The organism is Novosphingobium sp. NFX11 (assembly GCF_057376415.1).
The window spans coordinates 2,057,538-2,080,628 of record NZ_CP080384.1 but is presented as its reverse complement, the minus strand read 5'-3'; the positions used below and the strand labels follow the sequence as shown (position 1 = coordinate 2,080,628).

The window sequence follows — 23,091 nt, the reverse complement described above, 5'->3', positions numbered from 1 at the left end:
TGGCTGGCAGGACAGGGAGGACTTCGTGAACCACAAACTGATCTGCGCGGCGCTCGTCGCACCCGCCATGCTGAGCGCGCCTGCCATGGCCCGCACCGTCCACGTCGATCCGGCGAAGGCAGGCGCATTCCACACCGTCCAGTCCGCCATCGACGCGGTGGCGGTCGAGGGCGGCAAAGTGCTCATCGCGCCGGGAACCTACCGCGAGAAGCTGACCGTCAGCGCCGCCGACGTCACGCTGGCGGGCACCGGCAGGCGGCCGGACGACGTCGTCCTCGTCTACGGCGATTCCGCCATGACGGCAGGCGGCACCTTCAAGTCCGCGACCCTGAGCGTGACCGGCGCGTCCTTCACCTTGCGCAACCTGACGGTGGCCAACGACTGGTGGCTCGATCCCGCGCATGCGCCCTCGCAGGCGGTGGCTGTCTCGCTGACGGGCGATGCGGCGGTGGTGGCGAACGTGCGGATGCTCGGCCATCAGGACACGCTGTTCGTCAATGACGGGCAGGGCGGGAAGGAAACCCGCGCCTACTTCGAGAACTGCTACATCGCCGGTCACGTCGACTTCGTGTTCGGCAATGCCAAGGCGTTCTTCCGCAAGTGCCAATTGCACGGCGAGGCGCACGAATCCGTCATGTACACCGCCCAGAGCCGCAACGCGCCGGACGAGGACAGCGCCTTCGTGTTCGAGGACTGCCGCCTCACCGCAGACCCTGCCGCCCGCAACGTCTCGCTGGGGCGGCCATGGCGCGATTATGCCTCGGTCGTATTCCTCGCGCCGGTGCTCGATACGTCGCTCGCGCCGGGCGCGTTCACCGAATGGACGCCGGGCAAGACCAACAAGCTGCCGACGACCCGCTACGCCCTCTACGCACCGAGTGGGACCGGAACGCAGGGGCTGACGCTGGCGAAGGAGGCCACGTGGCTCGATGCCGATGGTGCGGCGGGCTGGAGGCTCGAGCGTTTCTTCGGCAACGAAAGCGGCTGGATCGCGCGCGGCCTGAAACGGTAGCACATGACGACCCTGCTTCGTCATTGCTTCGCTACGCTAGCAATGACGAACGGTGAGGCGCCTCAACTCGATCATGTCCTAGGCCGCGCAGGCCGATGCACCGGCCGGTGCGAAAGTCTCGATCGGGGCAGGGCGGGCGAAGAGGTAGCCCTGGCCGAGCTTGCAGCCCATCTCCGCCAGCTTGCGGCGTTGCTCTTCGGTCTCGACGCCCTCGGCCACGACCTGTTTGCCGAGGCCCTGGCCAAGCCCGATGATGGCGCGGATGATCGCCTCGCTCTGGCCGTCGTCCTCGAACAGGCCGAGAGTGAACGAGCGGTCGATCTTGAGCACGTCGAAGGGCAGGTGCTTGAGGTGGATCAGCGAGGCATAGCCGGTGCCGAAGTCGTCGAGCGCCACTGTCACGCCCGCCTCATGCAGCAGATCGAGCGCCTTGGCGGTCTCGTCCACCGAGCGGCCCAGCACGAAGTCCTCGGTCACTTCGATGCACAGGCGTTCGGGCGCGATGCCGTAGTCGCGTATCCGCGCCAGCAGGCGGGCGGCGGCGTAGGGGCTGTCCAGCTGCGCGGTGATGAGGTTGACCGAGAGCTTCGGGATCCGCTCGGGGTGGTCGCGCAAGGCTGCGAGGCCCATGTCCAGCACGTGCTGCTGGATCGCCAGGCCCAGCTTGCGCTCGTTCAGCATGTCGCCGAAGACCGCCGGGGTCATCAGCCCGTGGACCGGGTGCTGCCAGCGCAGGAGCGCTTCGTAGGAGCCGATCGTGCCGGTCTCGATATCGACGATCGGCTGGTAATGGAGCGAGAACTCGGCGCGCTCGATGCCCTGGCGCGCTTCCAGCCCGAACAGTTCGCGGCTGTCGAGCTGCTCGCGCAAGTGCGGGGCGTAGTCGAGCAGGCGTCGGCGGCCTTCTTGCTTGGCCTGATAGAGCGCGAGGTCGGCGTTCTTGGCGAGCACGTCGGGTTCGGCGGCATCCTGCGGGAAGCAGGCAAGGCCGATGCTGAGCGACAAGGCCCAGCTGCGGCCGCCGTGCGTCAGCGTCGCACCCTGCAGTTCGTCCAGCGCGCGGCGGATGCGCAGTTCCGCCACGGGGTCCCACGGCAGCAGGATCGCGAACTCGTCACCGCCTATGCGCGAGACGTGCGCGGACGGACCACCTGCGGCCACGAGGCCCCGTCCGACCTTGCCGAGCAGCAGGTCGCCGCCGTCATGGCCGAGGCGGTCGTTGATGTGCTTGAGATGATCGACGTCGATCAGCAGCAACATGAAGGGGGAGCGTGCGGCATCCTCGCACATCGTGCGCAGCGCGGACTGGAAGGCGGCGCGGTTGCCGAGGCCGGTCAGGTAGTCGGTCTGGGCGGCGCGGCGGAAGGTCTCGCTCTCGACCTGGGCGACCTTGCGGGCCTGCTCGGCGGTGTCGCGCTCCTTGCCGAGCAGGCGGAAGCGGTCGGCGATGGCGAGCGACAGGGCGATCGATCCGAACGCGAGCGCGGCGAAAGTGGCCATATCGACCACGTCGTCCTGCACCGTGATCCCGAAATTGCGGCTTACGCGCAGCGCGAAGACCGAGAGCACCGGGGTCCACCCGGCAAGGTAGAACCACACGACACGGCTGCGTGCCCGCAGGGCGATGCCTATGCCGACGCCGACGCTGGCGGCGCTGAGGACGAAGACCACGTTGAGCCAGCGGTCCAGCACGACCGGCGCAGCGACGGGGACGAAGGCGGCGAGAACGCCGACCACCATGTTGAGGCAGGCGCAGATCTTCCCCCACCGCACCAGCCAGCGCGGCAGCACGCCTTCCTCGATGACGGCCAGGAAGAACATGTTCCCCGCCGCGATCAGTCCGGCGACGAGCAGATAGTCGGTCGTCACCGCGAACGGGCCGACATATTCGGGGAAGGCGAAGGCCAGCACGTTGGTCCAGGTCAAGCCGTAGGCGAGGACCAGCAGCGACCACACGAGATACCAGCGCTGGAAGACCAGTCGCTGGCCGGTGTAGATCAGCAGGTTGTAAGCGAACGCGGAGAAGATGGCGCCCGCGAACACACCCATCAGCGCCAGCCAGATGCCCTCGAGCCGCAGCAGGCTCTGCGGGCTCATCGCCGAAAGTTTGCGCATCAGCGAAAGGTCGTCGAGGTTGCGGTAGCCGATGTAGACATCGCGGACGCGGGCGCCCGGCGGATCGACGGCGAAGCGTAACATGCCCCCCAGCGCCCAGTGGTCGCCGACGGCGCCGGGCGCGATAGTGGCGGTGCGGGTGCGGCCTTGGGTATCGACCACCAGCATGGTCATGCGCTCGAACCGGCTCTGGTCGGTCATCAGGAGCCAGCCCGAAGGCAGGCCGGACAGCATGCGCGGATCGCGCAGCTTCAGCCATGCCCAGCCCTTGGCGTAGGCGGGATGGTCAGGCACGCGGGCGCAGTCGAAGTTCAGCCGCGCGACCGAGGCGGCAGTGGCCGGATAGTCCGCCGGCGCGGTGGCATAGCAGACGTCGGAGCGCATCCGGACGATCTCCGCTCGCGCGGAAGACGTCCAGAACAGCGCCGCCAGAAGCAGCCAAACGAAGACGAGATGCGACCTAACCGGCATGCCCCAACCTTGATCAGGGCCATACGTATAAACCGAAGGTCACTAGAAATGGTTAACGGCAGCGACCGACCGAAGCGATTCGGCGCAATCTATGAGGACAAAAAATACCCCGCGGCGGGCATTTCCTGTTAGCCAGCCTCATCAGCTTGCCGGGAACCTATCTTTTCATGATCAGTCACAATGCCGCCCGCGACCTGCCCATCGCGATCGTGGGAGGAGGGTTCAGCGGGACGCTGCTGGCGATCAACCTGCTGCGCTACGGCGTCAAGGTCGCCCTGATCGAGCGTAATTCCGCCCAGCTTGCCAAGGGCGTGGCGTTCGGTACGCGGCGGCCGGAGCATCTGCTCAACGTGCGCGCCTCCAACATGAGCGCGTTCCCCGACGATGCGAAGCACTTCGCCCGCTGGATGGATTTCGCCGACGCCGACGAGGCGAACCGCTTCGTGCCGCGCCTGACTTACGGGACCTACTTGCGTGAACTGCTGGTCGAGGCGCTGGCGAAGGCCGGTCCCGACGCGCAGGTCATCGACGGCGAGGCATGCTCGGTCGATTTCGGCGACGGCGCGGCACACGTGCGGCTGGCCGACGGCGACGTCGTCGATTGCCGCGCGGTGGTGCTGGCCCTGGGCAACTTCCCGCCCGCGCCGCATGGCGTGCTGGAGGGGCTGCCGGGGCACCTCTACAGTCCCGATCCATGGGATCGCTCGGCGATCGAGGGCCTCCCCGCGCTCGACCACGTCCTCGTGGTGGGCAGCGGGTTGACGGCAGCCGACGTGGTGCTGTCGCTGGAAAGCTCGGGGTTCGGCGGCAAGGTCACGGTGCTTTCGCGCCGGGGGCTCAAGCCGCTCGCCCACGCCGAGAGCGGGCCGGTGGTGGTTCCCATTTCCGACCCCGATCTGCGCGGCGCGGACCTCGTCCGGGCCGTCCGGCGCCGGGCGGAGGAGATCGGCTGGCGCGGCGCGGTGGATGCTCTGCGACCCCACACCCAGAACATCTGGCGCCGCCATTCGACCGCCGCGCAGGCCCGCTTTCTGCGGCATCTGCGGCCATATTGGGACATTCACCGCCACCGCCTCGCCCCTCGGTCGCGCAGCGGCTGGAAGCGATGGAGAGCGCCGGGCGGCTGCAGTACGTGGCTGGCAAACTGTGCGGAGCCGACGAAGCCGGCGGGCAGGCGGTGGTGCACTATCGCCCGCGTGGTCAGGACGGCATCGAGGCGATCGCGGTGGACCGCGTGTTCAACTGCGCCGGGCCGGACGGCGACTTGCGCCGGGTGGAGGCGCCGGTCCTGACGCATCTGCTCGAGGCGGGACATATTCGCGGCGACGCCCACGGCCTTGGGGTGGACGTCGACCATCTCGGCCGGGTGCGCGATGCCGCTGGCATTGCGCAGGACCGCCTGCTCGCGGTCGGGCCGATCACCAAGGGGGAGGCCTGGGAGATCGTCGCCGTGCCCGATATCCGGCGTCAGGTGTGGGGCCTTGCCCGGTTCCTCGCCGACGAGCACTGGGTCGGCGGCGAGGGACTTTGAAGCAAGGTCAGGCGCCGGTGGTGACGGTCTGGCGAGCGGGCAGGGCGGCGAGGATCGTCTCGCTCTCGGTGCGGCTCAGCCAGTCGGGGCTGGCCTCGAAGAACAGCACCGTCGCGTCGGGCGCGAGGGCAAGGATGGCGGGCTGGTCGATCTCGTAGCTGCCTGTTCCCAGTGTCGCGCCGATCCAGGGCTGGCCGTGCGGGACGGCGGGTTGCTCGTCAGGCAGGAAGGTAATGCCAAGTTGGCGGCCGAGCGCATAACCGGGGTCCGAAGCCACGGTGAAGCCCAGGCCATGGCGCGCGATCAGGTCCCGGTCGACCGGGATCTGCGCGCTGACCGCGATCAGGCGAATGCCGCGGGCGCGCAGTTCGGGCAGCAGCGTCTCGTTGTACCACGGCAGCGCGATGTTGCAGGCGGGGCACCCACCGAAGCGGAAGAACACGAGCACCGCCGGGCCATCCGCAAGGATCGTGTCGCGCGTCAGTTCGCGCCCGTCCTGATCGATCAGCGTGAAGGGTTCGACGGTGTCGCCAGCCTTCGGTTGCGCGGACGGATCGTGCCGCTCGACGAGCACCCGGCGCTGCGCTGCATTGCGTTCCAGCTGCTCGGCGCTCCAGGTGCGCTCGCGTTCGGCCTGCAGCGCGGCGAAGCGGTCGTTCAGGGTTTCGGTCATCGGTAAGCCTCATCGTTGATCGCATCCAAAGCTATGGAAAGCCCGGCACCGCGACCAACGAGAAGCCTTGAGAGCCGCTTGAGATTATCGAATAAGCAGCGCCATCAGTTAGGAAGCCCGGCGACCACCTCGCGCGCCAGTGTGGCAAGCTGGTGGGTTGGCCCGTCGAGCCCCGGCGCGGTATGCAGCACACAGGAGACATGCGGCAGCGAGGGCAGGCCGACGTCTCCCAGCGGCGCGTCGCGCAGGAACATCCCGGTGCGGCAGGTAAGGCCGAGCCCCGCATCCACCGCCGCGCGCAAGGTGGTGAGATTGGGCGTCTCCACGGTTATGCGGAACGGGCGCCCGGCATCCTCCAGCGCGCGGATCGCCGCTTCCCGGAAGCGGCAGGGCGTCTCCAGAACGGCGAGGGGGATCGTCTCGTGCGCGGCCAGTTCCTCCTTGCCGAACCACGACATGGGCGCGGTGGTCACCGCATTGCCGTCATTCGGCGCGGCAAATCCCAGCACGATGTCGAGTTGCCGCCGCTCCAGCAGGTCGAGGAGTTCCGCCGTGCCCGCAACCCGCGAGTAAAGTTCGGCCTCCGGGTGCAAGTCCGCGAACTGGGCGAGGAGGCCGGTCAGGAGCAGTTCCGCGAAATCCTGTACCATACCGATCCGCGCCGGCCCGGCGAAATGCCCGGCGGTGACCGCCGCGACCGCTTCGTCATGCAGGGCGAGCACCTTGCGTGCATAGTCGAGCATCAGGTCGCCGTGCGCCGTCAGCGCAAGGCGGCGTCCCTCACGGTGAAACAGCGACTGTTGCAGCAGCTCTTCGAGTCGCTTGATCTGGAGGCTGAGCGCCGACTGGCTTACGAAAACCCGCTCCGAAGCATGAAGCATCGAGCCGGTATCGACGATCGCAACGAAGCTGCGCAGAAGGTTTGTCGGGAGATTCACGGGCATCGGCGGGCTTTCAAGATCCGTGTGATGGCCAGGATCCGTACGATGGCCTGCATGCATCCATGCGTTATGACTTATTCTCAATCAAAATAGTAGAGATTTAGGTAAGGCAAGCAATTCTGTCCCCATGCCCTTTTTCTGCTTTCGGCCCGGTTTTCCGCACGTCCGGGCGTCGGATGAGCGTTTCGAGGCGCCATTATGAGCGTTGCTGATAGGTCGGCACAACATTCTCCATTGAATTGGTAGACATTCAGGTGCCAGTTTCGGTTCATGACCACACGAGGCACTTCGTCCATGTCCCCATTCACCCGATTGGCCCGCTCGCTGGGTACTGCCCGCTGGCTCTCGCCGCTGTTGCTGCTGGCGGTGCTTGAGGCCGGTTCCCGGTCCGGCCTTATTCCCGAGCGGACCCTCGCGGCGCCTTCGCAGGTGCTGGCGACGCTCTGGGCGATGACGGCGTCGGGCGAACTGACCGACAACCTCGCCGTTTCCTTCCTGCGGATCATCGCGGGCCTGGCGATCGGCGTGACCACCGGGATTGTGCTGGCGCTCGTCGCCGGGCTGTCGCGGCAGGGCGAGGTCGCGGTCGATCCGCTCATGCAGATCAAGCGTACGATCCCGACGCTGGCGCTGACGCCGCTGTTCATCGTCTGGTTCGGTATCGGCGAGACGCCCAAGATTGCGCTGATCGCCTTCGCCTCGATCTTCCCGGTCTACCTCAACCTTTACGGCGGTATCCGCGGGATCGACGTGCGCCTGCTCGAAGGCGCGCGCAGCCTGGGCCTCAGCCGCGCAGCGCAGGTCTGGCATGTGATCCTGCCCGGCGCGCTGCCTGCGCTGCTGGTGGGCCTGCGTTATTCGCTCTCGGTCTCGGTGCTGGTGCTGGTCGTGGCGGAGCAGATCAACGCCACTGCGGGCCTCGGCTACCTCATCAACAACGCGCGTGACTTCATGCGCACGGACATCATCCTGGTGTGCCTGATGGTCTACGCCGTGCTGGGCCTTGCCGCCGACGGACTGGTCCGCGCGGTCGAGAGCCGCGCGCTCGTCTGGCGCCCCTCCATCGTTTCCCAATGAACCTGTTGCGTGAACCCGCTCCCCGAAAGGACCCTGCCGTGGATGCTCGCCTGAACCACTTTACCTCGCCCGCCGCGCCCGCCGTGACGTCCGAACCCGTCGTCAGTCTGCGCGATTTCACCCGCCGCTTTGGCGACAACACCATCATCTCGGGTCTGAACCTGCAGATCGCGGCGGGCGAGTTCGTCATCCTCCTCGGTCGTTCCGGCTCGGGCAAGACCACCCTGCTGCGCACGCTGGCCGGCCTCGATCCGGTAGAAGGGCAGGACGTGACCATCCCCGGTTCGCGCGCCGTGGTGTTCCAGGACGCCCGCCTGCTGCCGTGGAAGAAAGTGTGGCGCAACGTCGCCCTCGGCCTCAAGCGCGGTAATGCGCGCCAACTGGCGGAAGAGGCGCTGCAGGAAGTCGGCCTCGGCCACCGTCTCGAAGCCTGGCCGCTGACGCTTTCGGGCGGCGAAGCGCAGCGCGTTGCCCTTGCCCGTGCGCTGGTGCGTGAGCCGCAATTGCTGCTGCTCGACGAACCCTTCGCCGCACTCGACGCCCTGACCCGGCTCAGGATGCACGAACTGGTGTTGTCGCTGTGGCGTCGTCATCGCCCGGCGGTGCTGATGGTGACGCATGACGTCGACGAAGCCATCGCGCTCGCTGACCGCATTGTCCTGCTCGACGGCGGAAAAATCGTTGCACAGGAGCGAATTACCGCCGCGCGCGGCCCCGAGCGTGCGACCGTGGCGGCGCCGTTGCGCAAGCGCCTGCTCGATGCCTTGGGCGGTGTGGTCGAGGAACGGCCTGCCGGGGAGATCGTCGCGCTGCATGCCGGAGCGCGCCCGTGAACGCGTTCTCTCCGATTGCAACCGCCACGGACCTGTCGCCGCTGCGCCGGTTCGTGACGGACTTCGCCGCATTGCTTGAAGGCACAGACGACCTCGACCTGATTCTGAACGATGGCGGCGCCTTGCTGGCCCGGCTGGTCGAGCAGGGCGGCTGGCTGCCGGACGAATATGCCGAGCCGCATCCCGAACGTTACCAGCAATATCTCCTCCACTGTGACAGCGCCGAGCGTTTCAGCGTCGTGTCCTTCGTCTGGGGGCCTGGGCAGGCGACACCGATCCACGACCACCGCGTCTGGGGCCTCGTAGGGGTACTTAACGGTACCGAGAGGGTACAGAGCTTCCTTCACCGCGACTTCGACGGCGCCTTGGTGCAGCACGGCGCGACCCGCACGCTCCATCCCGGCGAAGTCGAGGCGATCGACCCGCGCGAGGGGGATATCCACCGCGTCGAGAACGGCCATGCCGATCGCACCTCGATCTCGATCCACGTCTACGGCGCCAACATCGGCGCGGTCGAACGCGCCACCTACCGCGCCAGCGGCGAGGAGCGACCGTTCATCTCCGGCTACGCCAACACCACGCTTCCCAATCTCTGGGATCTTTCGAGGAAAGCATGACCGTCACCCCCTATCAGGTCCGCAACGCGCTTCTGGCCCGCAGCGAAATCGCGCTGATCGACGTGCGCGACGAGCATCCCTTCGCCGCTGGCCACCCGCTGTTCGCCGCCCAGATTCCGGCCGCGCGCATCGCCGCCGAAGCGGCATGGCGCATTCCGCGCAAGGACGCGCCGGTCGTCGTCTACGATGACGGCGAGGGCCTTGCCGCCGCTGCGGCCGGGGAACTGCGCGGGCTCGGGTTCACGAACGTCGATCTGCTCGACGGTGGCCTGCAGGGCTGGCGCGACGCGGGCTACGAGCTGTTCGAGGACGTCAATTCCTACTCCAAGGCCTTCGGCGAACTTGTCGAGCACCGGCGCGGCACGCCCTCGCTTCCGGCCGAGGACGTGCAGGCGCTGATCGACGAGAAGGCCGACATCGCCATCCTCGACGCGCGCCGTTTCGACGAATACGCGACGATGAGCATCCCCGGCGGCCGCAGCGTGCCGGGCGCCGAACTCGTGCTGCGCGCTCCCGTCGCCGCGCCCGATCCGGACACCACGATCATCGTCAACTGCGCGGGCCGCACCCGCAGCCTGATCGGCGCGCAGTCGCTCATCAATGCGGGGCTGCCCAATCGCGTCTTCGCGCTGCGCAACGGCACCATCGGCTGGACCCTCGCAGGGCAGCAGCTGGAGCACGGACGACAGGAGAGTGTCGAAGTCGGCGGCGACGTGGATGAAGCCCGCGCCCGCGCCCGCGAAGTCGCCTACCGTGCCGGTGTGCGCCGGATCGACGCCGCGCAGCTTGCCGCGATCGAGGCCGAGACGCACCGCACCCTCTACCGCTTCGACGTGCGCCAGCCGGACGTCTACGCCGCCGGGCACCTTCCGGGCTTCCGCAATGCCCCCGGCGGCCAGCTGGTGCAGGAGACCGACCACTTCGCCCCCGTGCGCGGCGCGCGCATCGTCCTTGCCGACGACCTTGGCCCGCGCGCGGACATGACCGCGTCGTGGCTCGCGCAGCTGGGCTGGGAAGTGCTGGTGCTGGAAGCGGACTTCGCCGGTGAACTCGAAACCGGTCCCGATGGCGCGCCTGCGCCGCGCGGACCCGAGGGCCGCTACAAGCGCCCTTACGAGGGCACCGACAATCCCAAGGCGGCCATGCAGGCTTACCTCGATTGGGAATATGGCCTTGTCGCGCAGCTTCAGCGCGACGGCACCCACGGCTTCTTCGTCATCTGAAATCATACCGGAGTTCACGGCAATGACCGTCAAGTTCATCGGCTACATCGGCTTCAACGACACGTCCGAGATCCACGGCGCGGTGCGCACCCGCGTTCTCGATCGCGAATACGTGGACGCCGCCGCGCGCGAGCAGGAGAAGGGTGGTTTCGACCGCGTGTTGATCCCGTTCGGCTCGGCCTCGCCCGAAAGCCAGATCGTCGCGGCCCATGCGGCGGCGATCACCAGCAAGCTCGGCTTCCTTGTCGCGCACCGTCCGGGCTTCACGCAGCCGACGCTGGCGGCGCGCCAGCTGGCGACGCTCGATCAGCTTTCCGGCGGGCGCGTCGCGGTGCACATCATCACCGGCGGCGCCGATGAGGAAATGGCGCGCGACGGCGATGTCGGCACCACCAAGGCCGAACGCTACGCCCGCACCGACGAATACCTCGATATCCTGCAACGCGAATGGAATTCGGCGCAGCCGTTCGACCATTCGGGCCGCTTCTACCAGGCGCGCGGCGCCTTCGCGGCGATCAAGCCGGACAACCTGCCGGTGTTCTTCGGCGGCTCCTCGCCCGAGGCGATCGAAGTCGCGGGCCGTCATGCCGACGTCTACGCCCTCTGGGGCGAGACACTGGAGCAGGTCGGCGAGGCGGTGCGCACCGTGCGCCACGCTGCCGCGCAGCATAACCGCAATCCAGGCTTCTCGCTCTCGCTGCGCCCGGTGATCGCCGATACCGAGGAAGCCGCCTGGAAGAAGGCCGACGCCATCGCCGAGCAGGTGCGCGCCAACCGCGAGGCGGCGGGTCTGCCGACGTCTGGCCACCGTCCGCCCAATGCAGGTTCACTGCGCCTGCTGGAAACCGCCGCTTCGGGGCGCCGCGACTCGCGCCTGTGGACGGGCGTTGCCGCGCTGACCGGCGCTGCGGGCAATTCCACCGGCCTCGTCGGCACGCCCGAGCAGGTCGCCGAGGCGCTGCTGGAATACTACGACATCGGCATCGACCACTTCCTGATCCGCGGCTTCGAGCCGCTGGCAGACGCGATCGACTATGGCCGCGAACTGATCCCGCTGGTGCGCGAGAAGGTGGCAGAGCGCGATGAGCGCAAGGTCGCGCTGGCGGGGTGATCGGCAACTGACCTCCCGCCCCGTTCCCGTCACCCTGAACTTGTTTCAGGGTCCATCGGGCAGCCGGTGCCGGAGGGTCGGTTCGCCAACGGCGCCCTCGGTTCAATGAGCCACAGCACCGGGCCGGCGGCGAAATGGACCCTGAAACAAGTTCAGGGTGACGACTAGTATTGGGCAAAATGAGCCTCCCGAACCCATTGGCACAACTCACTTTCACATCAGCCAATCGCGTTGGTCCGTCCCGCTCCCGCCGCATAGCCTGACCTCACGACATAGGAGGAATTGACATGGCAGACAGACAGCTCAAGCTCGGCTTCATCCTGCACGGCGTCGGCCCCGGCTGGGACGACTGGCGCCACCCCGACGCGCAAGTGGACGCCAGCACCAGCCTGCCGTTCTACGTGCGGCAGGCGCAGGCGGCGGAGCGCGGCAAGTTCGACTACCTGTTCGTGGCGGACAGCGTCTCGATCAACGCGCGCTCCTCGCCGCACTACCTCAACCGCTTCGAGCCGCTGACGATCCTCTCCGCCGTCGCGGCGGTGACCGACAGGATCGGCCTCGTCGCCACCTCCACCGTCAGCTACAACGAGCCGTTCAATCTGGCGCGCCAGTTTGCCTCGCTCGATCACCTGAGCGGCGGGCGAGCGGGGTGGAACGTCGTCACATCGTGGCTGGCCGGCAGCGCCGACAACTACGGCAAGGCCGAGCACCTCGGCCATGCCGAGCGCTACCGGCTCGCCGACGAATACCTCGATGTCGTCAAGGGCCTGTGGGACAGCTGGGAAGACGACGCGCTGGTGCGCGACAAGGCCAGCGGCCAGTTCCTCGACGCCGACAAGCTGCACGAACTGGGCCACAAGGGCGAGTTCCTGTCGGTGAAGGGGCCGCTCAACATCTCGCGCTCGCCGCAGGGTCAGCCGGTGATCTTCCAGGCGGGCTCGTCCGAGGACGGCCGCACGTTCGCCGCGCGCCATGCCGAGGCGATCTTCACCCATCAGGAGGACCTTGCCGAAGGTCAGGCGTTCTACGCGGACCTCAAAGCGCGGGCGCGCGGTTTCGGGCGCGATCCGGAAAAGCTGTTCATCCTGCCCGGCGCGCGTCCGGTGGTCGGCTCGACCGAGGAAGAGGCCGAGCGCCTGCACGGCGAACTGGCGGGCCTCGTCAGTCTGGAGAACGCGCTGCGGGCACTGGGCCGCTCGTTCAACGACCACAACTTCAGCCAGTACGATCCCGATGGCGCTTTCCCCGCGCATGTCGCCGAGGAAGGCCGCAAGAGTAACCAGAGCGCCTCTGAAAAGGTGCTTGCCGCCGCCGCGCAGGGCCTGACGCTCGGCCAGATCGCGCTTCGGGTGGCAACGCCCAAGGGCGGCTTCGTGGGCACCCCCGAGCAACTCGCCGACCGCTTCCAGCTGTGGCTGGAGAAGCGAGGCTCGGACGGGTTCAACTTGTTCGAATCGCTGCCCGGCCAGCTGGAGGTCTTCGTCGATCAGGTCGTGCCGATCCTGCAGAAGCGCGGGATCTACAAGCAGGACTATGCCGGCAAGACCTTCCGCGAGAACCTGGGCCTCGACGTGCCCGTCAACCGCAATACCGCCGCGCGCCTGACCCGCTCGGCCGCCTGAAACGAGAAGAGAGGAGACAAGACAATGGCTACTTCCGCTTCCACGTTCGATACCGCCAACGCGGGCCTCGTCATCCGTCCCGTGCAGCCGACGATCGGCGCCGAGATCGAGGGCATCGACTTGTCCAAACCCCTGACCGACGAATTGCGCGCGGCGATCCGCGCTGCGGTGCTCAAGTGGAAGGTCGTGTTCTTCCGCGACCAGTCCATCGATGACGCGCAGCAGGCGGCCTTCGCGGCGAACTTCGGCCCGCTCTACACGCATCCGACCACCCGGCACGACGCGGCGAACAAGGAAGTCCACGCGATCGCCGCGAAGCATGACCGCGAGTACGAGAAGAAGCTGGGTTACAAGGTCAAGCCGGGCGAGGCCTATCACTCCGACACAAGCTGGCGTCTGGTCCCGACCTGGGGCGCGGTGCTGCGCGACGTGAACCTGCCCGAAGTGGGCGGCGACACGATCTGGGTGGACGCCGCGCTTGCCTATGAGACGCTGCCCGAGGAGCTGAAGCAGCGCCTCGAAGGCAAGCATGTGACGCACAACTTCGTGCCCGCGCTGGAACTTTCAGGCCACGAATACCCGATCGTCGCGCACAAGATCGTGCGCATCCACCGCGAGACGGGGCAGAAGATCTTGTGGGTCAACTTCTCGCAGCAGCCGCAGATCCTGGGCATCGAACTGTCCGAGAGCCGCGAATTGCTGGAAGAAGTGCTGCGCCAGTACAAGCGGCCCGACGCGCAGGCGCGTTTCTCGTGGCGGCCCGGCACCGTGGCGTTCTGGGACAACCGTGCCAGCGTGCACTTCGCGGTGCGCAACTACGGCGACTTCCCGCGCGAACTGCACCGTATCCTGATCGCCGACGAACCTTTGTGGACGGATCTCTGATTGATGCTCGACAGACGTAACCTGCTTGCAGGACTGACCACCAGCCTCGCTCTGGCCGCATGCGGCCGGGGCGGGGCTTCCGACACCGGACTGCTGCGCGTGGGCAGCCAGAAGGGCGGCACCAAAGCGCTGATGCTGGCGTCGGGCGCGCTCGACGGGGCGCCTTACAAGATCGAGTGGTCGGAATTCCCGGCCGCGCAGAACCTGCTCGAAGCGCTCGGCAGCGGGGCGGTGGACGTGGGGCTGGTGGGCGATGCGCCGTTCCAGTTCGCCTATCAGGCGGGCAGTCCGATCAAGGCGATCGGCGCACAGACCACGCAGGAACGCACCGAGGGCGCGCTGGCGCTGATCGTGCCCAAGGCCTCGACCATCCACGGCCCCAAGGACCTCAAGGGCAAGCGCATCGCCACCGGGCGCGGCAGTGTCGGGCATTATCTGGTGCTGCGGGCTATGGCGGCGGCGGGCCTTGGCGCGAAGGACGTGACGATCACCTTCCTCTCCCCCAGCGACGCGCGCGCCGCGCTGCAGACCGGCGCGGTGGACGGTTGGTCGACCTGGCAGCCCTACGTCGCGGCGGCTCTCGCGGAGGGCAACCGCATCGCCGTCGACGGGCGCGGCTTCTCGCAAGGGTACGGCTTCGACATCGCGCCCGAAAGCGCGATCAAGACCAAGCGCCCGCTGCTCGACGACTTCCTCAAGCGCGAGGGCAAGGCGCTGCAGTGGGCCAGCACCCACATCGATGAATTCGCCAAGGTCCTCGCCGCCGAGACGGGTTTGCCCCTGCCGATCGCGAAGGAATTCGCGGGGCGCGGTGCCCGTCTGCCGGTGCCGATCGATCAGGGCGTGATCGACAAGCAGCAGCTGGTGCTCGATACCTTCCGCCAGTTCGGAGAGGTCAAGGGCGAGCGTTCGCTGGCGGCTGCCTTCGCGCCGGCGGGCTGAACACTTTCGTCATTGCGAGCGCAGCGAAGCAATCCAGGGCAGCGCTACGCCGCCCTGGATTGCTTCGCTGGGCTCGCAATGACGAAGGGTAGGCGGCTTGGGCATTTCGGAACGCGGGCTCTGCTGTATCAAGAAAAACTTGAGAACGGATAAGAGATCGCAATTTCTACTAAATCAGTAGACATGTCATGAAGCTCCGGACAGACCACAAGTTCAGGGGCCATTCCAGGTGAAAATTCTCAAGTCCGCCGCGCTTGCCGCCAGCGTATCGTTCGTTCCTTTCGGCGTGGCGCATGCTGACGAGGCGCCCTCCGTGGCGATCCCGGTGGCGACTGCGGATGCCGCCGCGGAAGCTGCCGACGCCGCCGAGGGCAGCGCCATCATCGTTACCGGCGCGCGCGGGCATAGTCAGCGCTCGGTCGCCGACAGCCCGGTTCCCGTCGATGTCATCGGCCCGGCGGAGTTGAAGTCCACCGGCCGCACCGGCCTCAAGGAAATCCTCGGCAATATCATCCCCTCGCTGACGATGCCGGCGCTCGGTGGTGGCGGTACGTCCGCGAGCGTCCGTCCGATCGCGATCCGGGGGCTCTCGGGCGACTATGTGCTCGTCCTCGTCAACGGCAAGCGGCGTCACACGACCTCGCTGATCAACAACCTTTCGCGCGTGTCGGGCGGCTCCACGCCGGTGGACATCGACCTCATCCCGACCAGCGCCGTCGGCCGTATCGAGGTCCTGCGTGACGGCGCTGCGGCGCAGTACGGCTCGGACGCGATTTCCGGCGTCATCAACATCATTCTAGACAATACGAAGCAGGGCGGCGACCTCTCGCTCACCGGCGGGCAGCAGTACGAGGGCGGCGGCGATCTCTACCAGGTCGCGGGTTCCTACGGCGCAGGGATCGGCGACGGTGGCTTCGTGCGGATCGCGGCGGAGGCCAAGTATCACGACCGTGCCAAGTCCGTCGCCGAGGCAATCCCCTACGTCTACCCGCTCGTGAACGGCCAGCCCGACCCGCGCGAGGCCGATGCCGATCACGTCATCGCCGGCGGTTACGGGCGTTCGAACCGGGACAAGATCGTCAACACCAGCTACAACGCCGAACTGCCGCTGGGTGATGACACGACGCTCTATTCGTTCTCGACGCTGAGCTATCGCAACATCAAGGACGCGCGCGGCGCATACGTGGCGTCGCCGACGGGCTACGGCGGGCAGGCGAATGCGCAGGGCTCGTCAGTGCTGCCGGACCTTTATCCGGCGGGCTTCCAGGCCTATCGGCGCATCTGGGAGTGGGACTGGCAGGCGGCTCTCGGCCTGCGCACGCAGCTGGCGGGCTGGGCGGTCGACCTGTCCACCAGCTACGGCCGTGATGCGGTGAAGCTGGGGGCGGAGAACACGCTTAACCCCTCGCTCGGGCCGGACAGCAAGGCCGACTTCTTCATGGGCCGCCAGAAGCAGGACCTGTGGGTCAACAACATCGACGTCAGCCGCGAGTTCGAGGTCGGTTTCGCCAAGCCGCTCAACGTCGCCTTCGGCGTCGAGCACCGCTGGGAGCGCTTCCAGAACGTCGCGGGCGAGCCCGACAGCTACCGCGACGGCGGCTACGTGATCCCCGACGATGGCTCCGCGTTCGGAGACCTCTATGCGGGCCGCTCGCCGTCGCCGGGCCTCGTCTCGTTTACCGGAACCTCGCCCGCCGACGCGACGAGCCTTTCGCGCAACAATCTCGCCGCCTATCTCGATCTTGCGACTGACGTGACGCCGGGCTGGTTCGTGGGTCTCGCCGGGCGGTTCGAGCACTATTCGGACAGTGCGGGCAACACCTTCAGCGCCAAGGCCAGCACCCGTATCGAACTGGCGCCGGGGCTGGCGGTGCGCGGCGGCGTCAACACCGGCTTCCGCGCGCCGTCGCTGGCGCAGACCGGGTTCTCGACCACGCAGAACACCGTGACCGTGATCGGCGATGAGCGTGTCTCGACCACCTCCAAGTTCCTTCCGGTCAACTCCGTCGCGGCACAGGCGCTGGGTGCCAAGCCGCTCAAGCCGGAGAAGTCGCTGAACTTCACCGCCGGCCTGACTTACGAGAACGGCCCGCTGCGCCTGACGGTGGACGCCTACCAGATCCGCATCGACGACCGCATCGTGAAGACCGAGTTCCTTGGGACCGCCTCCAACGGCGGCTCGGCGGTGAAGGCGATTCTCGAGGCGAACGGCGTGGACGATGTCGACAGCGCACAGTTCTTCACCAATGCGATCGATACGCGCACGCGCGGCATCGACGTGGTGGGCGAGTATACGCTGGACACGGCCGCGCTCGGCACGTTTCGCCTGAGTGCCGCCTACAGCTACAATCGCACGAAGATCCTGCACGTCATCGACAATCCGGCTGAGCTGAGCAGCCTCAACGTCACGCTGTTCGGGCGGCAGGCGCAGCGCGACCTTGTCGTGGCACTGCCGCGCAGCAAGGTGGTGCTGACGAGCAACTGGTCGTCCGGCCCGGTCAAGGCGCTGCTGCGCGCGACGCGCTTCGGGCAGTACACCGAGTCCAGCAACGTCGCCGCATCGGACCGGACATTTGGGGCGAAGTGGGTGACCGATGCGGAGGTCGGCTACCAGTTCACCGAGGCGCTCGACCTGGCGGTAGGCGCGAACAACCTGTTCAACGTGCGCCCCGACAAGAACGGCGCGATCGCCTGGGATGGTTCGGGGCAATACGGCGGCTTTGCGCCCTTTGGCCTCAACGGCGGGTTCTGGTATGCGCGGATCGGCCTGAAATTCTGACTATCAACCCAACGCACGATACAGCCGGTCCGGACCCGAAGGGGTGCGGGCCGGCTCGCCGCGCAGGGAAAGCAGGGCCTCGGCTGCGGCGTGGGTGTGATCGTCATCCACGTCGAGCGCCTGCGAGCCGTCGAGCATCACCACCGGCTTCAGGCGCTGCCCGATGCGGCGCGAAACGCGCTCGGTCGCATCGCTCAGGCTGCTGGCGCGCAGGCGCAGCATGATCAGGTTGACGAAGCCGAACGCCCGCAGCACGCCGAGCGCATTGCCCGCGAAACGCCCGCCGCCGCGGAACACTTCCACCGCTCGCAACGCTTCGGGATCGGCGGCGGCGTAGAGGTTGCAGCTGGCATAGGCGCCGTCCGCGAACTCGAGGAACGGGTGCGCATGCTGCGGATGAGCGGCGAGAACCGCGTCACGCGGTGCCATGGCGAAGGCGGCTTCGGAAGAATCGAGCGCCGCGATCATCGCATCGATGGAAGCAGGCGTCAGAAGAGCATGGTCGGCCGTCGTCACCAGCAGCGGACCGTCCCAGCCCTGCGCCGCCGCCAGCACGCTGTCGACGAGGTTCTCCCGCGCCTCGACCAGCTTGGCGATGCCCCGGCCGGGTAGCTGGGAGAGAACGTCGAACAGTCCCTCGAACGCCTCGCGCTCGACGGATATGGCCAGGCTTTCGACTGCCGGGTGGATGGCGGCAGTCTGCAGCACGTGCGCGACCAGGGGGCGACCATCCAGCGGCACGAGGCACTTGTGGCTCATCCCGAAGCGACGGGCCAGAGCGTCCGTCTCGCGCGGGTGTCGACCGGCGAGCACGATCATGCGCACCGGCGGTCCGGCGTATTTCTGCCCTGCCACATGAGCGGCGGACGCGGCGTGCGTCAGAGTATCCATGGCCGGCCCTTATCGATGAGCGATGTGACGTCTCGGTGAACTTCGCCGTTGAAAGCCCGTGAATTTGCCGCCGGATTTCGCCGGCATGATTTGCACTGTCTTCCATCCGACCACCGTGCCAAGAAGCGTGGCTTGAAAATGCAGGCAGACAGGGACGCAATGGCGAACGACACGATGGACGCGCAGCAGGTGGCGGCAAGGGCTTCGGCCAAGGAACTGACGCTGCGCGGCATCCTGCTGGGCGGGGCGATCACGCTGCTGTTCACGGCCGCGAACGTCTACCTCGGCCTGAAGGTCGGGCTGACTTTCGCCACGTCGATCCCGGCGGCGGTCATTTCCATGGCAATCCTGCGCGGGTTCAAGGACTCGACGATCTGGGAGAACAACATCGTCCAGACCGTGGCGAGCGCGGCGGGCACGCTGGCGGCGATCATCTTCGTGCTGCCCGGCCTCGTCATGATCGGCTGGTGGCAGGGCTTCCCGTACTGGACGACGGCCGCGATCACCGGCACCGGCGGTATCCTCGGCGTGCTGTTCTCCGTCCCGCTGCGCCGTGCGCTGGTGGTCGATACCCCGCTGCCTTATCCCGAAGGCCATGCCGCCGCCGAAGTGCTACGCGTGGGTTCGGGCTCTCGTGAAGGTGCGGAGGAAAGCGCGAAGGGCCTCTCCGTGCTGGTCTGGAACGCGCTCGCGTCCGTGGGTTTCGCGGTGCTGACGCAGACCCGGCTGATCGTTGGTGAGGCCGCCGTGTGGTTTCGCACCGGCTCTGGCGCGACGGGGATTTCCGGCGGCCTGTCGTTCGCGTTGCTTGGCGTGGGGCACCTCGTCGGCCTGTCGGTCGGCATGGCGATGTTCCTGGGCCTCGTCATCGGCTGGTGGGTGCTGCTGCCGATCCTGACCGCGCAGAGCCCGATTGCAGGCGACGTCGGCGCCTGGGCGGGCGCGATCTTCTCGCGCGATGTGCGCTTCTTCGGCGCGGGCGTGATCGGCGTGGCGGCGGTGTGGACGCTGCTGCGGATCGCCGGGCCGGTGATCGGCGGCGTGCGCTCCGCCATGGCCGCAAGCCGTGCGCGCCATGCCGGCGAGGCGCTGGCGATCGAGGAGCAGGATCTGCCCATTACCGCCGTGGCGCTCGGCGCGCTGGCGATGATGGTGCCGATCGCGGTGCTGCTGTGGAGCGTCATCGCCGGTGGTCCGCTGGCGGGCAGCGAACTGGTGCTGATCGCGGGCGCGGTCGTCTTCGTCGTCGTCTTCGGCCTGCTGATCGCGGCGGTCTGCGGCTACATGGCGGGCCTGATCGGTGCGTCGAACTCGCCGGTGTCGGGTATCGGTATTCTCTCCGTCGTCGCTGCATCGCTGATGCTGGTCGGGTTGTTCGGGCGCGATTCCGGCGCAGAGACGTCGTCGGCGCTGGTCGCCTATGCGCTGATCGTCACCGGCATCGTCTTCGGCGTCGCGACCATCTCCAACGACAACCTGCAGGACCTCAAGACCGGCCAGCTGGTCGGTGCGACGCCGTGGAAGCAGCAGGTCGCGCTGGTGATCGGCGTGGTGTTCGGATCGCTGGTGATCCCGCCGGTGCTCGATCTGCTCAACACCGCGTTCGGGTTCGCCGGGATGCCGGGCGCGGGGGCGAACGCCTTGCCCGCGCCGCAGGCGGCGCTGATCTCGGCGCTGGCCAAGGGCGTGCTGGGCGGCAACCTCAACTGGACCATGATCGGCTGGGGCGCCGCTGCGGGCGTGGCGTTCATCGTGCTCGACGAAGTGCTCGGCAAGGCCGGACGTCTGCGCTTGCCGCCGCTCGCGGTGGGAATCGGCATCTACCTGCCTATGAGCGCGATCCTGCCGGTCGTGATCGGATCGGTCATCGGCAAGGTCTACGACGGCTGGGCGGAGAAGCGCGCCGATCCCGAATTCGCGCTGCGCATGGGTGTGCTGACCGCCACTGGCATGATCGTGGGCGAGAGCCTGTGGGGCGTCGCCTTCGCTGGCATCGTCGCCGCATCGGGCAGCGATGCGCCGCTGGCGCTTGTCGGCGACGGCTTCGAGGTTCCCGCTTTGGTTGGCGGCACCGCGCTGTTCTTCGCGCTGGTGGCGTTCCTCTACGGCCGCACGCGCAAGCTGGTGGGGTGATCGTCGTCCCGGGCTTGACCCGGGACCGCCGGGTGTCTTTAGCTATGCGCCATGGCGCAGGGGGCTTCGACAAGCTCAGCCTGAGCGGGATCAAGAACAGGTCTTCAAATCCCGCTCAGGCTGAGCTTGTCGAAGCCCCATCGGTTCAAACCGCCAGCGGTCGAACGGAGAGGCAGACTTGAAGCACATCCCCTGGATCATCCTCGCGATTGTCGGCGCGGTCTGCCTTGCGGTGCTGGCCGTATCGCGCGGGGAGGCGGTCAATGCGCTGTGGATCGTGGTCGCGGCGGTGAGCTGCTTCCTCGTCGCCTATCGCTACTATGCGCTGTATATTGCGCGGCATGTGATGCGGCTGGACCCCACTCGCGCGACGCCCGCGATCTACCGCGCCGACGGTCTGGACTATGTCGCCACCGACCGGCGCGTGCTGTTCGGCCACCACTTCGCGGCGATCGCAGGCGCGGGGCCGCTGGTGGGGCCGGTTCTGGCGGCGCAGATGGGCTATCTGCCGGGCACCTTGTGGATCATCTTCGGCGTCGTGCTGGCAGGCGCCGTGCAGGACTTCATGGTCCTGTTCATCTCGATGCGGCGCGACGGCAAGTCGCTGGGCGAACTCGTGCGCATGGAGATGGGCGCGGTTGCAGGCACCATCGCGCTGGCGGGCGCCTTCCTCATCATGGTCATCATCCTCGCGGTGCTCGCGCTGATCGTCGTGCGCGCGCTGGCGGAGAGCCCGTGGGGCATGTTCACCGTCGCCGCGACGATCCCGCTGGCGCTGGCGATGGGCATCTACACCCGCTGGATCCGGCCGGGGCGCATCGGCGAAGTCTCGGTGCTGGGCTTCGTCGGCCTGATCGCGGCGATCGTGTTCGGGCAGAACGTCGCGGCTTCCGGGGTATGGGGGCCGCTGTTCACCTTCACCCCGCAGACCTTGTGCTGGATTCTGATCGGCTACGGCGCGCTGGCCTCGCTGCTGCCGGTGTGGCTGCTGCTGGCGCCGCGCGACTACCTCTCCACTTTCCTTAAGATCGGCGCGATCACGGCGCTGGCGGTGGGTATCGTCGTCATGGCGCCGCCGCTGCGGATGCCAGCGCTGACCCAGTTCGTCGGCGGAGGCGGTCCTGCTTGGTCCGGCGCGCTGTTCCCATTCCTGTTCATCACCATCGCCTGCGGAGCGGTGTCGGGCTTCCACGCGCTGATCGCCAGCGGCACCACGCCCAAGCTGATCGGCAGCGAGACCGACGCGCCGTTCATCGGTTACGGCGCGATGCTGATGGAGGCGTTCGTGGCGATCATGGCCCTCGTCGGCGCCTCGATCCTCGATCCGGGCATCTACTTCGCGATGAACAGCCCTGCCGCCGTGCTGGGCACCGACCCTGCCAGTGCCGCCCATGCGGTGACCGCGATGGGCTTCCCGGTCTCGGCCGACCTCCTGGTCCAGACCGCGCGCGACGTGGGCGAGCACACCATCGTATCACGCACCGGCGGCGCGCCGACGTTGGCGGTGGCGATGGCGGAGATCTTCAGCCACGTCGCGGGCGGCACGGCGATGAAGGCGTTCTGGTATCACTTCGCCATCCTCTTCGAGGCGCTGTTCATTCTCACCGCCGTCGATGCGGGTACGCGCGCCGGGCGCTTCATGCTGCAGGATCTGATCGGCCTTGCGGTGCCCTCGTTCCGCGCGGGAACCTCGTGGCTGCCGGGCGTGGTGGCGACGGCGCTGTGCGTGCTGAGCTGGGGCTTCTTCCTTTATCAGGGCGTCACCGATCCGCTGGGCGGGGTGAACACGCTGTGGCCGGTGTTCGGCATCTCCAACCAGATGCTGGCGGCGGTGGCGCTGATGCTGGCAACCACGGTGCTGTTCCGCATGAAGCAGCAGCGTTATGCGTGGGTGACGGTGATCCCGACCGTCTGGCTGCTCATCTGCACACTGAGCGCCGGTTCGCTCAAGCTGCTGTCGAGTGATCCGACAGTCGGTTTCCTCGCCCACGCGGCGAAGTTCGGCGCGGCTGTCGAGGCTGGCACGGTGCTCGCGCCGGCCAAGTCGTTGGAGCAGATGCGGGCCATCGTATTCAACGACCGCGTCGATGCCGGGCTCTGCGTGATCTTCCTCGCGGTGGTGATCTCGCTGCTGTTCTTCACCGTGCGCACCTGCATGGCGGCGCTGCGTGAAGACCGCCCGACCGTCAACGAGAGCCCCGTGCAGTTGGTCCCGGCCGAATGAGAATGTTGCGC

At 67.4% G+C, this 23,091-nt stretch carries 18 protein-coding genes; 14 read left to right on the top strand and 4 right to left on the bottom strand.

Features of this window, described 5'->3' with window-relative positions; all coding sequences use genetic code 11:
• Positions 1-25 precede the first annotated feature (25 nt).
• Positions 26-1,012: a pectinesterase family protein gene (locus KZO24_RS10530; RefSeq protein ID WP_271181866.1), complete on the top strand. Its 987-nt coding sequence runs from the start codon at positions 26-28 to the stop codon at positions 1,010-1,012.
• A gap of 78 nt (positions 1,013-1,090) precedes the next feature.
• On the opposite strand, the gene KZO24_RS10525 is transcribed toward KZO24_RS10530, so the two are convergent.
• Complete coding sequence (locus tag KZO24_RS10525; protein WP_486486142.1) at positions 1,091-3,598, bottom strand: putative bifunctional diguanylate cyclase/phosphodiesterase; 2,508 nt, start codon at positions 3,596-3,598, stop codon at positions 1,091-1,093.
• A 167-nt stretch (positions 3,599-3,765) separates the two neighbouring features.
• On the opposite strand from KZO24_RS10525, the gene KZO24_RS10520 reads away from it, so the two are divergent.
• A complete protein-coding gene (locus tag KZO24_RS10520) occupies positions 3,766-4,890 on the top strand; it encodes an FAD/NAD(P)-binding protein (protein ID WP_486486141.1) in 1,125 nt (374 codons plus the stop codon).
• Entirely contained in the window at positions 4,824-5,129 is a 306-nt protein-coding gene (locus KZO24_RS10515) for a hypothetical protein (protein ID WP_486486140.1), read from the top strand. Before KZO24_RS10520 ends, KZO24_RS10515 begins: the two co-directional genes overlap by 67 nt.
• Before the next feature lie 7 nt (positions 5,130-5,136).
• Here the strand turns inward: KZO24_RS10515 and KZO24_RS10510 are convergent, their stop codons facing one another.
• Both KZO24_RS10510 and KZO24_RS10505 read right to left on the bottom strand, forming a co-directional pair.
• Complete coding sequence (locus KZO24_RS10510; RefSeq protein WP_211149887.1) at positions 5,137-5,802, bottom strand: peroxiredoxin-like family protein; 666 nt, start codon at positions 5,800-5,802, stop codon at positions 5,137-5,139.
• 104 nt (positions 5,803-5,906) lie between these two features.
• Entirely contained in the window at positions 5,907-6,746 is an 840-nt protein-coding gene (locus KZO24_RS10505) for a LysR substrate-binding domain-containing protein (RefSeq protein WP_036523180.1), read from the bottom strand.
• 291 nt (positions 6,747-7,037) lie between these two features.
• On the opposite strand from KZO24_RS10505, the gene KZO24_RS10500 reads away from it, so the two are divergent.
• The 9 genes from KZO24_RS10500 to KZO24_RS10460 all read left to right on the top strand — a co-directional run bounded on the left by KZO24_RS10500 (position 7,038) and on the right by KZO24_RS10460 (position 17,832).
• Positions 7,038-7,820 (top strand): ABC transporter permease, encoded by a 783-nt coding sequence (locus tag KZO24_RS10500; protein ID WP_271181863.1) that lies wholly within the window; start codon positions 7,038-7,040, stop codon positions 7,818-7,820.
• Positions 7,821-7,858: 38 nt separating this feature from the next.
• Positions 7,859-8,653 (top strand): ABC transporter ATP-binding protein, encoded by a 795-nt coding sequence (locus KZO24_RS10495; RefSeq protein WP_271181862.1) that lies wholly within the window; start codon positions 7,859-7,861, stop codon positions 8,651-8,653.
• Complete coding sequence (locus KZO24_RS10490) at positions 8,650-9,270, top strand: cysteine dioxygenase family protein (protein WP_271181861.1); 621 nt, start codon at positions 8,650-8,652, stop codon at positions 9,268-9,270. The genes KZO24_RS10495 and KZO24_RS10490 overlap by 4 nt, the downstream gene beginning before the upstream one ends.
• The gene (locus KZO24_RS10485) at positions 9,267-10,493 is read left to right on the top strand and encodes a rhodanese-like domain-containing protein (RefSeq protein ID WP_271181860.1); all 1,227 of its coding nucleotides are present in this window, start codon (positions 9,267-9,269) and stop codon (positions 10,491-10,493) included. The genes KZO24_RS10490 and KZO24_RS10485 overlap by 4 nt, the downstream gene beginning before the upstream one ends.
• A gap of 22 nt (positions 10,494-10,515) precedes the next feature.
• On the top strand, positions 10,516-11,604 hold the full coding sequence (locus KZO24_RS10480; RefSeq protein ID WP_271181859.1) for an LLM class flavin-dependent oxidoreductase: 1,089 nt from the start codon (positions 10,516-10,518) through the stop codon (positions 11,602-11,604).
• A 287-nt stretch (positions 11,605-11,891) separates the two neighbouring features.
• Entirely contained in the window at positions 11,892-13,226 is a 1,335-nt protein-coding gene (locus KZO24_RS10475; RefSeq protein WP_271181858.1) for an LLM class flavin-dependent oxidoreductase, read from the top strand.
• Positions 13,227-13,250: 24 nt separating this feature from the next.
• Positions 13,251-14,111: a TauD/TfdA dioxygenase family protein gene (locus KZO24_RS10470; RefSeq protein ID WP_271181857.1), complete on the top strand. Its 861-nt coding sequence runs from the start codon at positions 13,251-13,253 to the stop codon at positions 14,109-14,111.
• 3 nt (positions 14,112-14,114) lie between these two features.
• The gene (locus tag KZO24_RS10465) at positions 14,115-15,053 is read left to right on the top strand and encodes an ABC transporter substrate-binding protein (RefSeq protein ID WP_486486139.1); all 939 of its coding nucleotides are present in this window, start codon (positions 14,115-14,117) and stop codon (positions 15,051-15,053) included.
• A 229-nt stretch (positions 15,054-15,282) separates the two neighbouring features.
• Positions 15,283-17,832 carry a TonB-dependent receptor plug domain-containing protein gene (locus KZO24_RS10460; protein WP_271181855.1) on the top strand — a complete coding sequence of 850 codons (2,550 nt, stop codon included), beginning with the start codon at positions 15,283-15,285 and terminating at the stop codon, positions 17,830-17,832.
• A 3-nt stretch (positions 17,833-17,835) separates the two neighbouring features.
• Here KZO24_RS10460 and KZO24_RS10455 read toward each other — a convergent pair whose 3' ends face one another.
• Positions 17,836-18,723 carry a nucleotidyltransferase family protein gene (locus KZO24_RS10455; RefSeq protein ID WP_271181854.1) on the bottom strand — a complete coding sequence of 296 codons (888 nt, stop codon included), beginning with the start codon at positions 18,721-18,723 and terminating at the stop codon, positions 17,836-17,838.
• A 159-nt stretch (positions 18,724-18,882) separates the two neighbouring features.
• On the opposite strand from KZO24_RS10455, the gene KZO24_RS10450 reads away from it, so the two are divergent.
• Together KZO24_RS10450 and KZO24_RS10445 are read left to right on the top strand one after the other, a co-directional pair.
• Positions 18,883-20,856, top strand: coding sequence for an OPT family oligopeptide transporter (locus tag KZO24_RS10450; protein ID WP_271181853.1), 1,974 nt, complete (start codon positions 18,883-18,885; stop codon positions 20,854-20,856).
• 178 nt (positions 20,857-21,034) lie between these two features.
• Positions 21,035-23,080, top strand: coding sequence for a carbon starvation CstA family protein (locus tag KZO24_RS10445; protein ID WP_271181852.1), 2,046 nt, complete (start codon positions 21,035-21,037; stop codon positions 23,078-23,080).
• Positions 23,081-23,091: the final 11 nt, after the last annotated feature.

Excerpts from the sequence above, each read along its gene's own strand:
- KZO24_RS10525 (WP_486486142.1), bottom strand. The coding sequence starts at position 3,598 with ATGCCGGTTAGGTCGCATCTCGTCTTCGTTTGGCTGCTTCTGGCGGCG.
- KZO24_RS10520 (WP_486486141.1), top strand. The coding sequence starts at position 3,766 with ATGATCAGTCACAATGCCGCCCGCGACCTGCCCATCGCGATCGTGGGA.
- KZO24_RS10510 (WP_211149887.1), bottom strand. The coding sequence starts at position 5,802 with ATGACCGAAACCCTGAACGACCGCTTCGCCGCGCTGCAGGCCGAACGC.
- KZO24_RS10505 (WP_036523180.1), bottom strand. The coding sequence starts at position 6,746 with ATGCCCGTGAATCTCCCGACAAACCTTCTGCGCAGCTTCGTTGCGATC.
- KZO24_RS10500 (WP_271181863.1), top strand. The coding sequence starts at position 7,038 with ATGTCCCCATTCACCCGATTGGCCCGCTCGCTGGGTACTGCCCGCTGG.
- KZO24_RS10485 (WP_271181860.1), top strand. The coding sequence starts at position 9,267 with ATGACCGTCACCCCCTATCAGGTCCGCAACGCGCTTCTGGCCCGCAGC.
- KZO24_RS10480 (WP_271181859.1), top strand. The coding sequence starts at position 10,516 with ATGACCGTCAAGTTCATCGGCTACATCGGCTTCAACGACACGTCCGAG.
- KZO24_RS10475 (WP_271181858.1), top strand. The coding sequence starts at position 11,892 with ATGGCAGACAGACAGCTCAAGCTCGGCTTCATCCTGCACGGCGTCGGC.
- KZO24_RS10470 (WP_271181857.1), top strand. The coding sequence starts at position 13,251 with ATGGCTACTTCCGCTTCCACGTTCGATACCGCCAACGCGGGCCTCGTC.
- KZO24_RS10465 (WP_486486139.1), top strand. The coding sequence starts at position 14,115 with ATGCTCGACAGACGTAACCTGCTTGCAGGACTGACCACCAGCCTCGCT.
- KZO24_RS10455 (WP_271181854.1), bottom strand. The coding sequence starts at position 18,723 with ATGGATACTCTGACGCACGCCGCGTCCGCCGCTCATGTGGCAGGGCAG.
- KZO24_RS10450 (WP_271181853.1), top strand. The coding sequence starts at position 18,883 with ATGGCGAACGACACGATGGACGCGCAGCAGGTGGCGGCAAGGGCTTCG.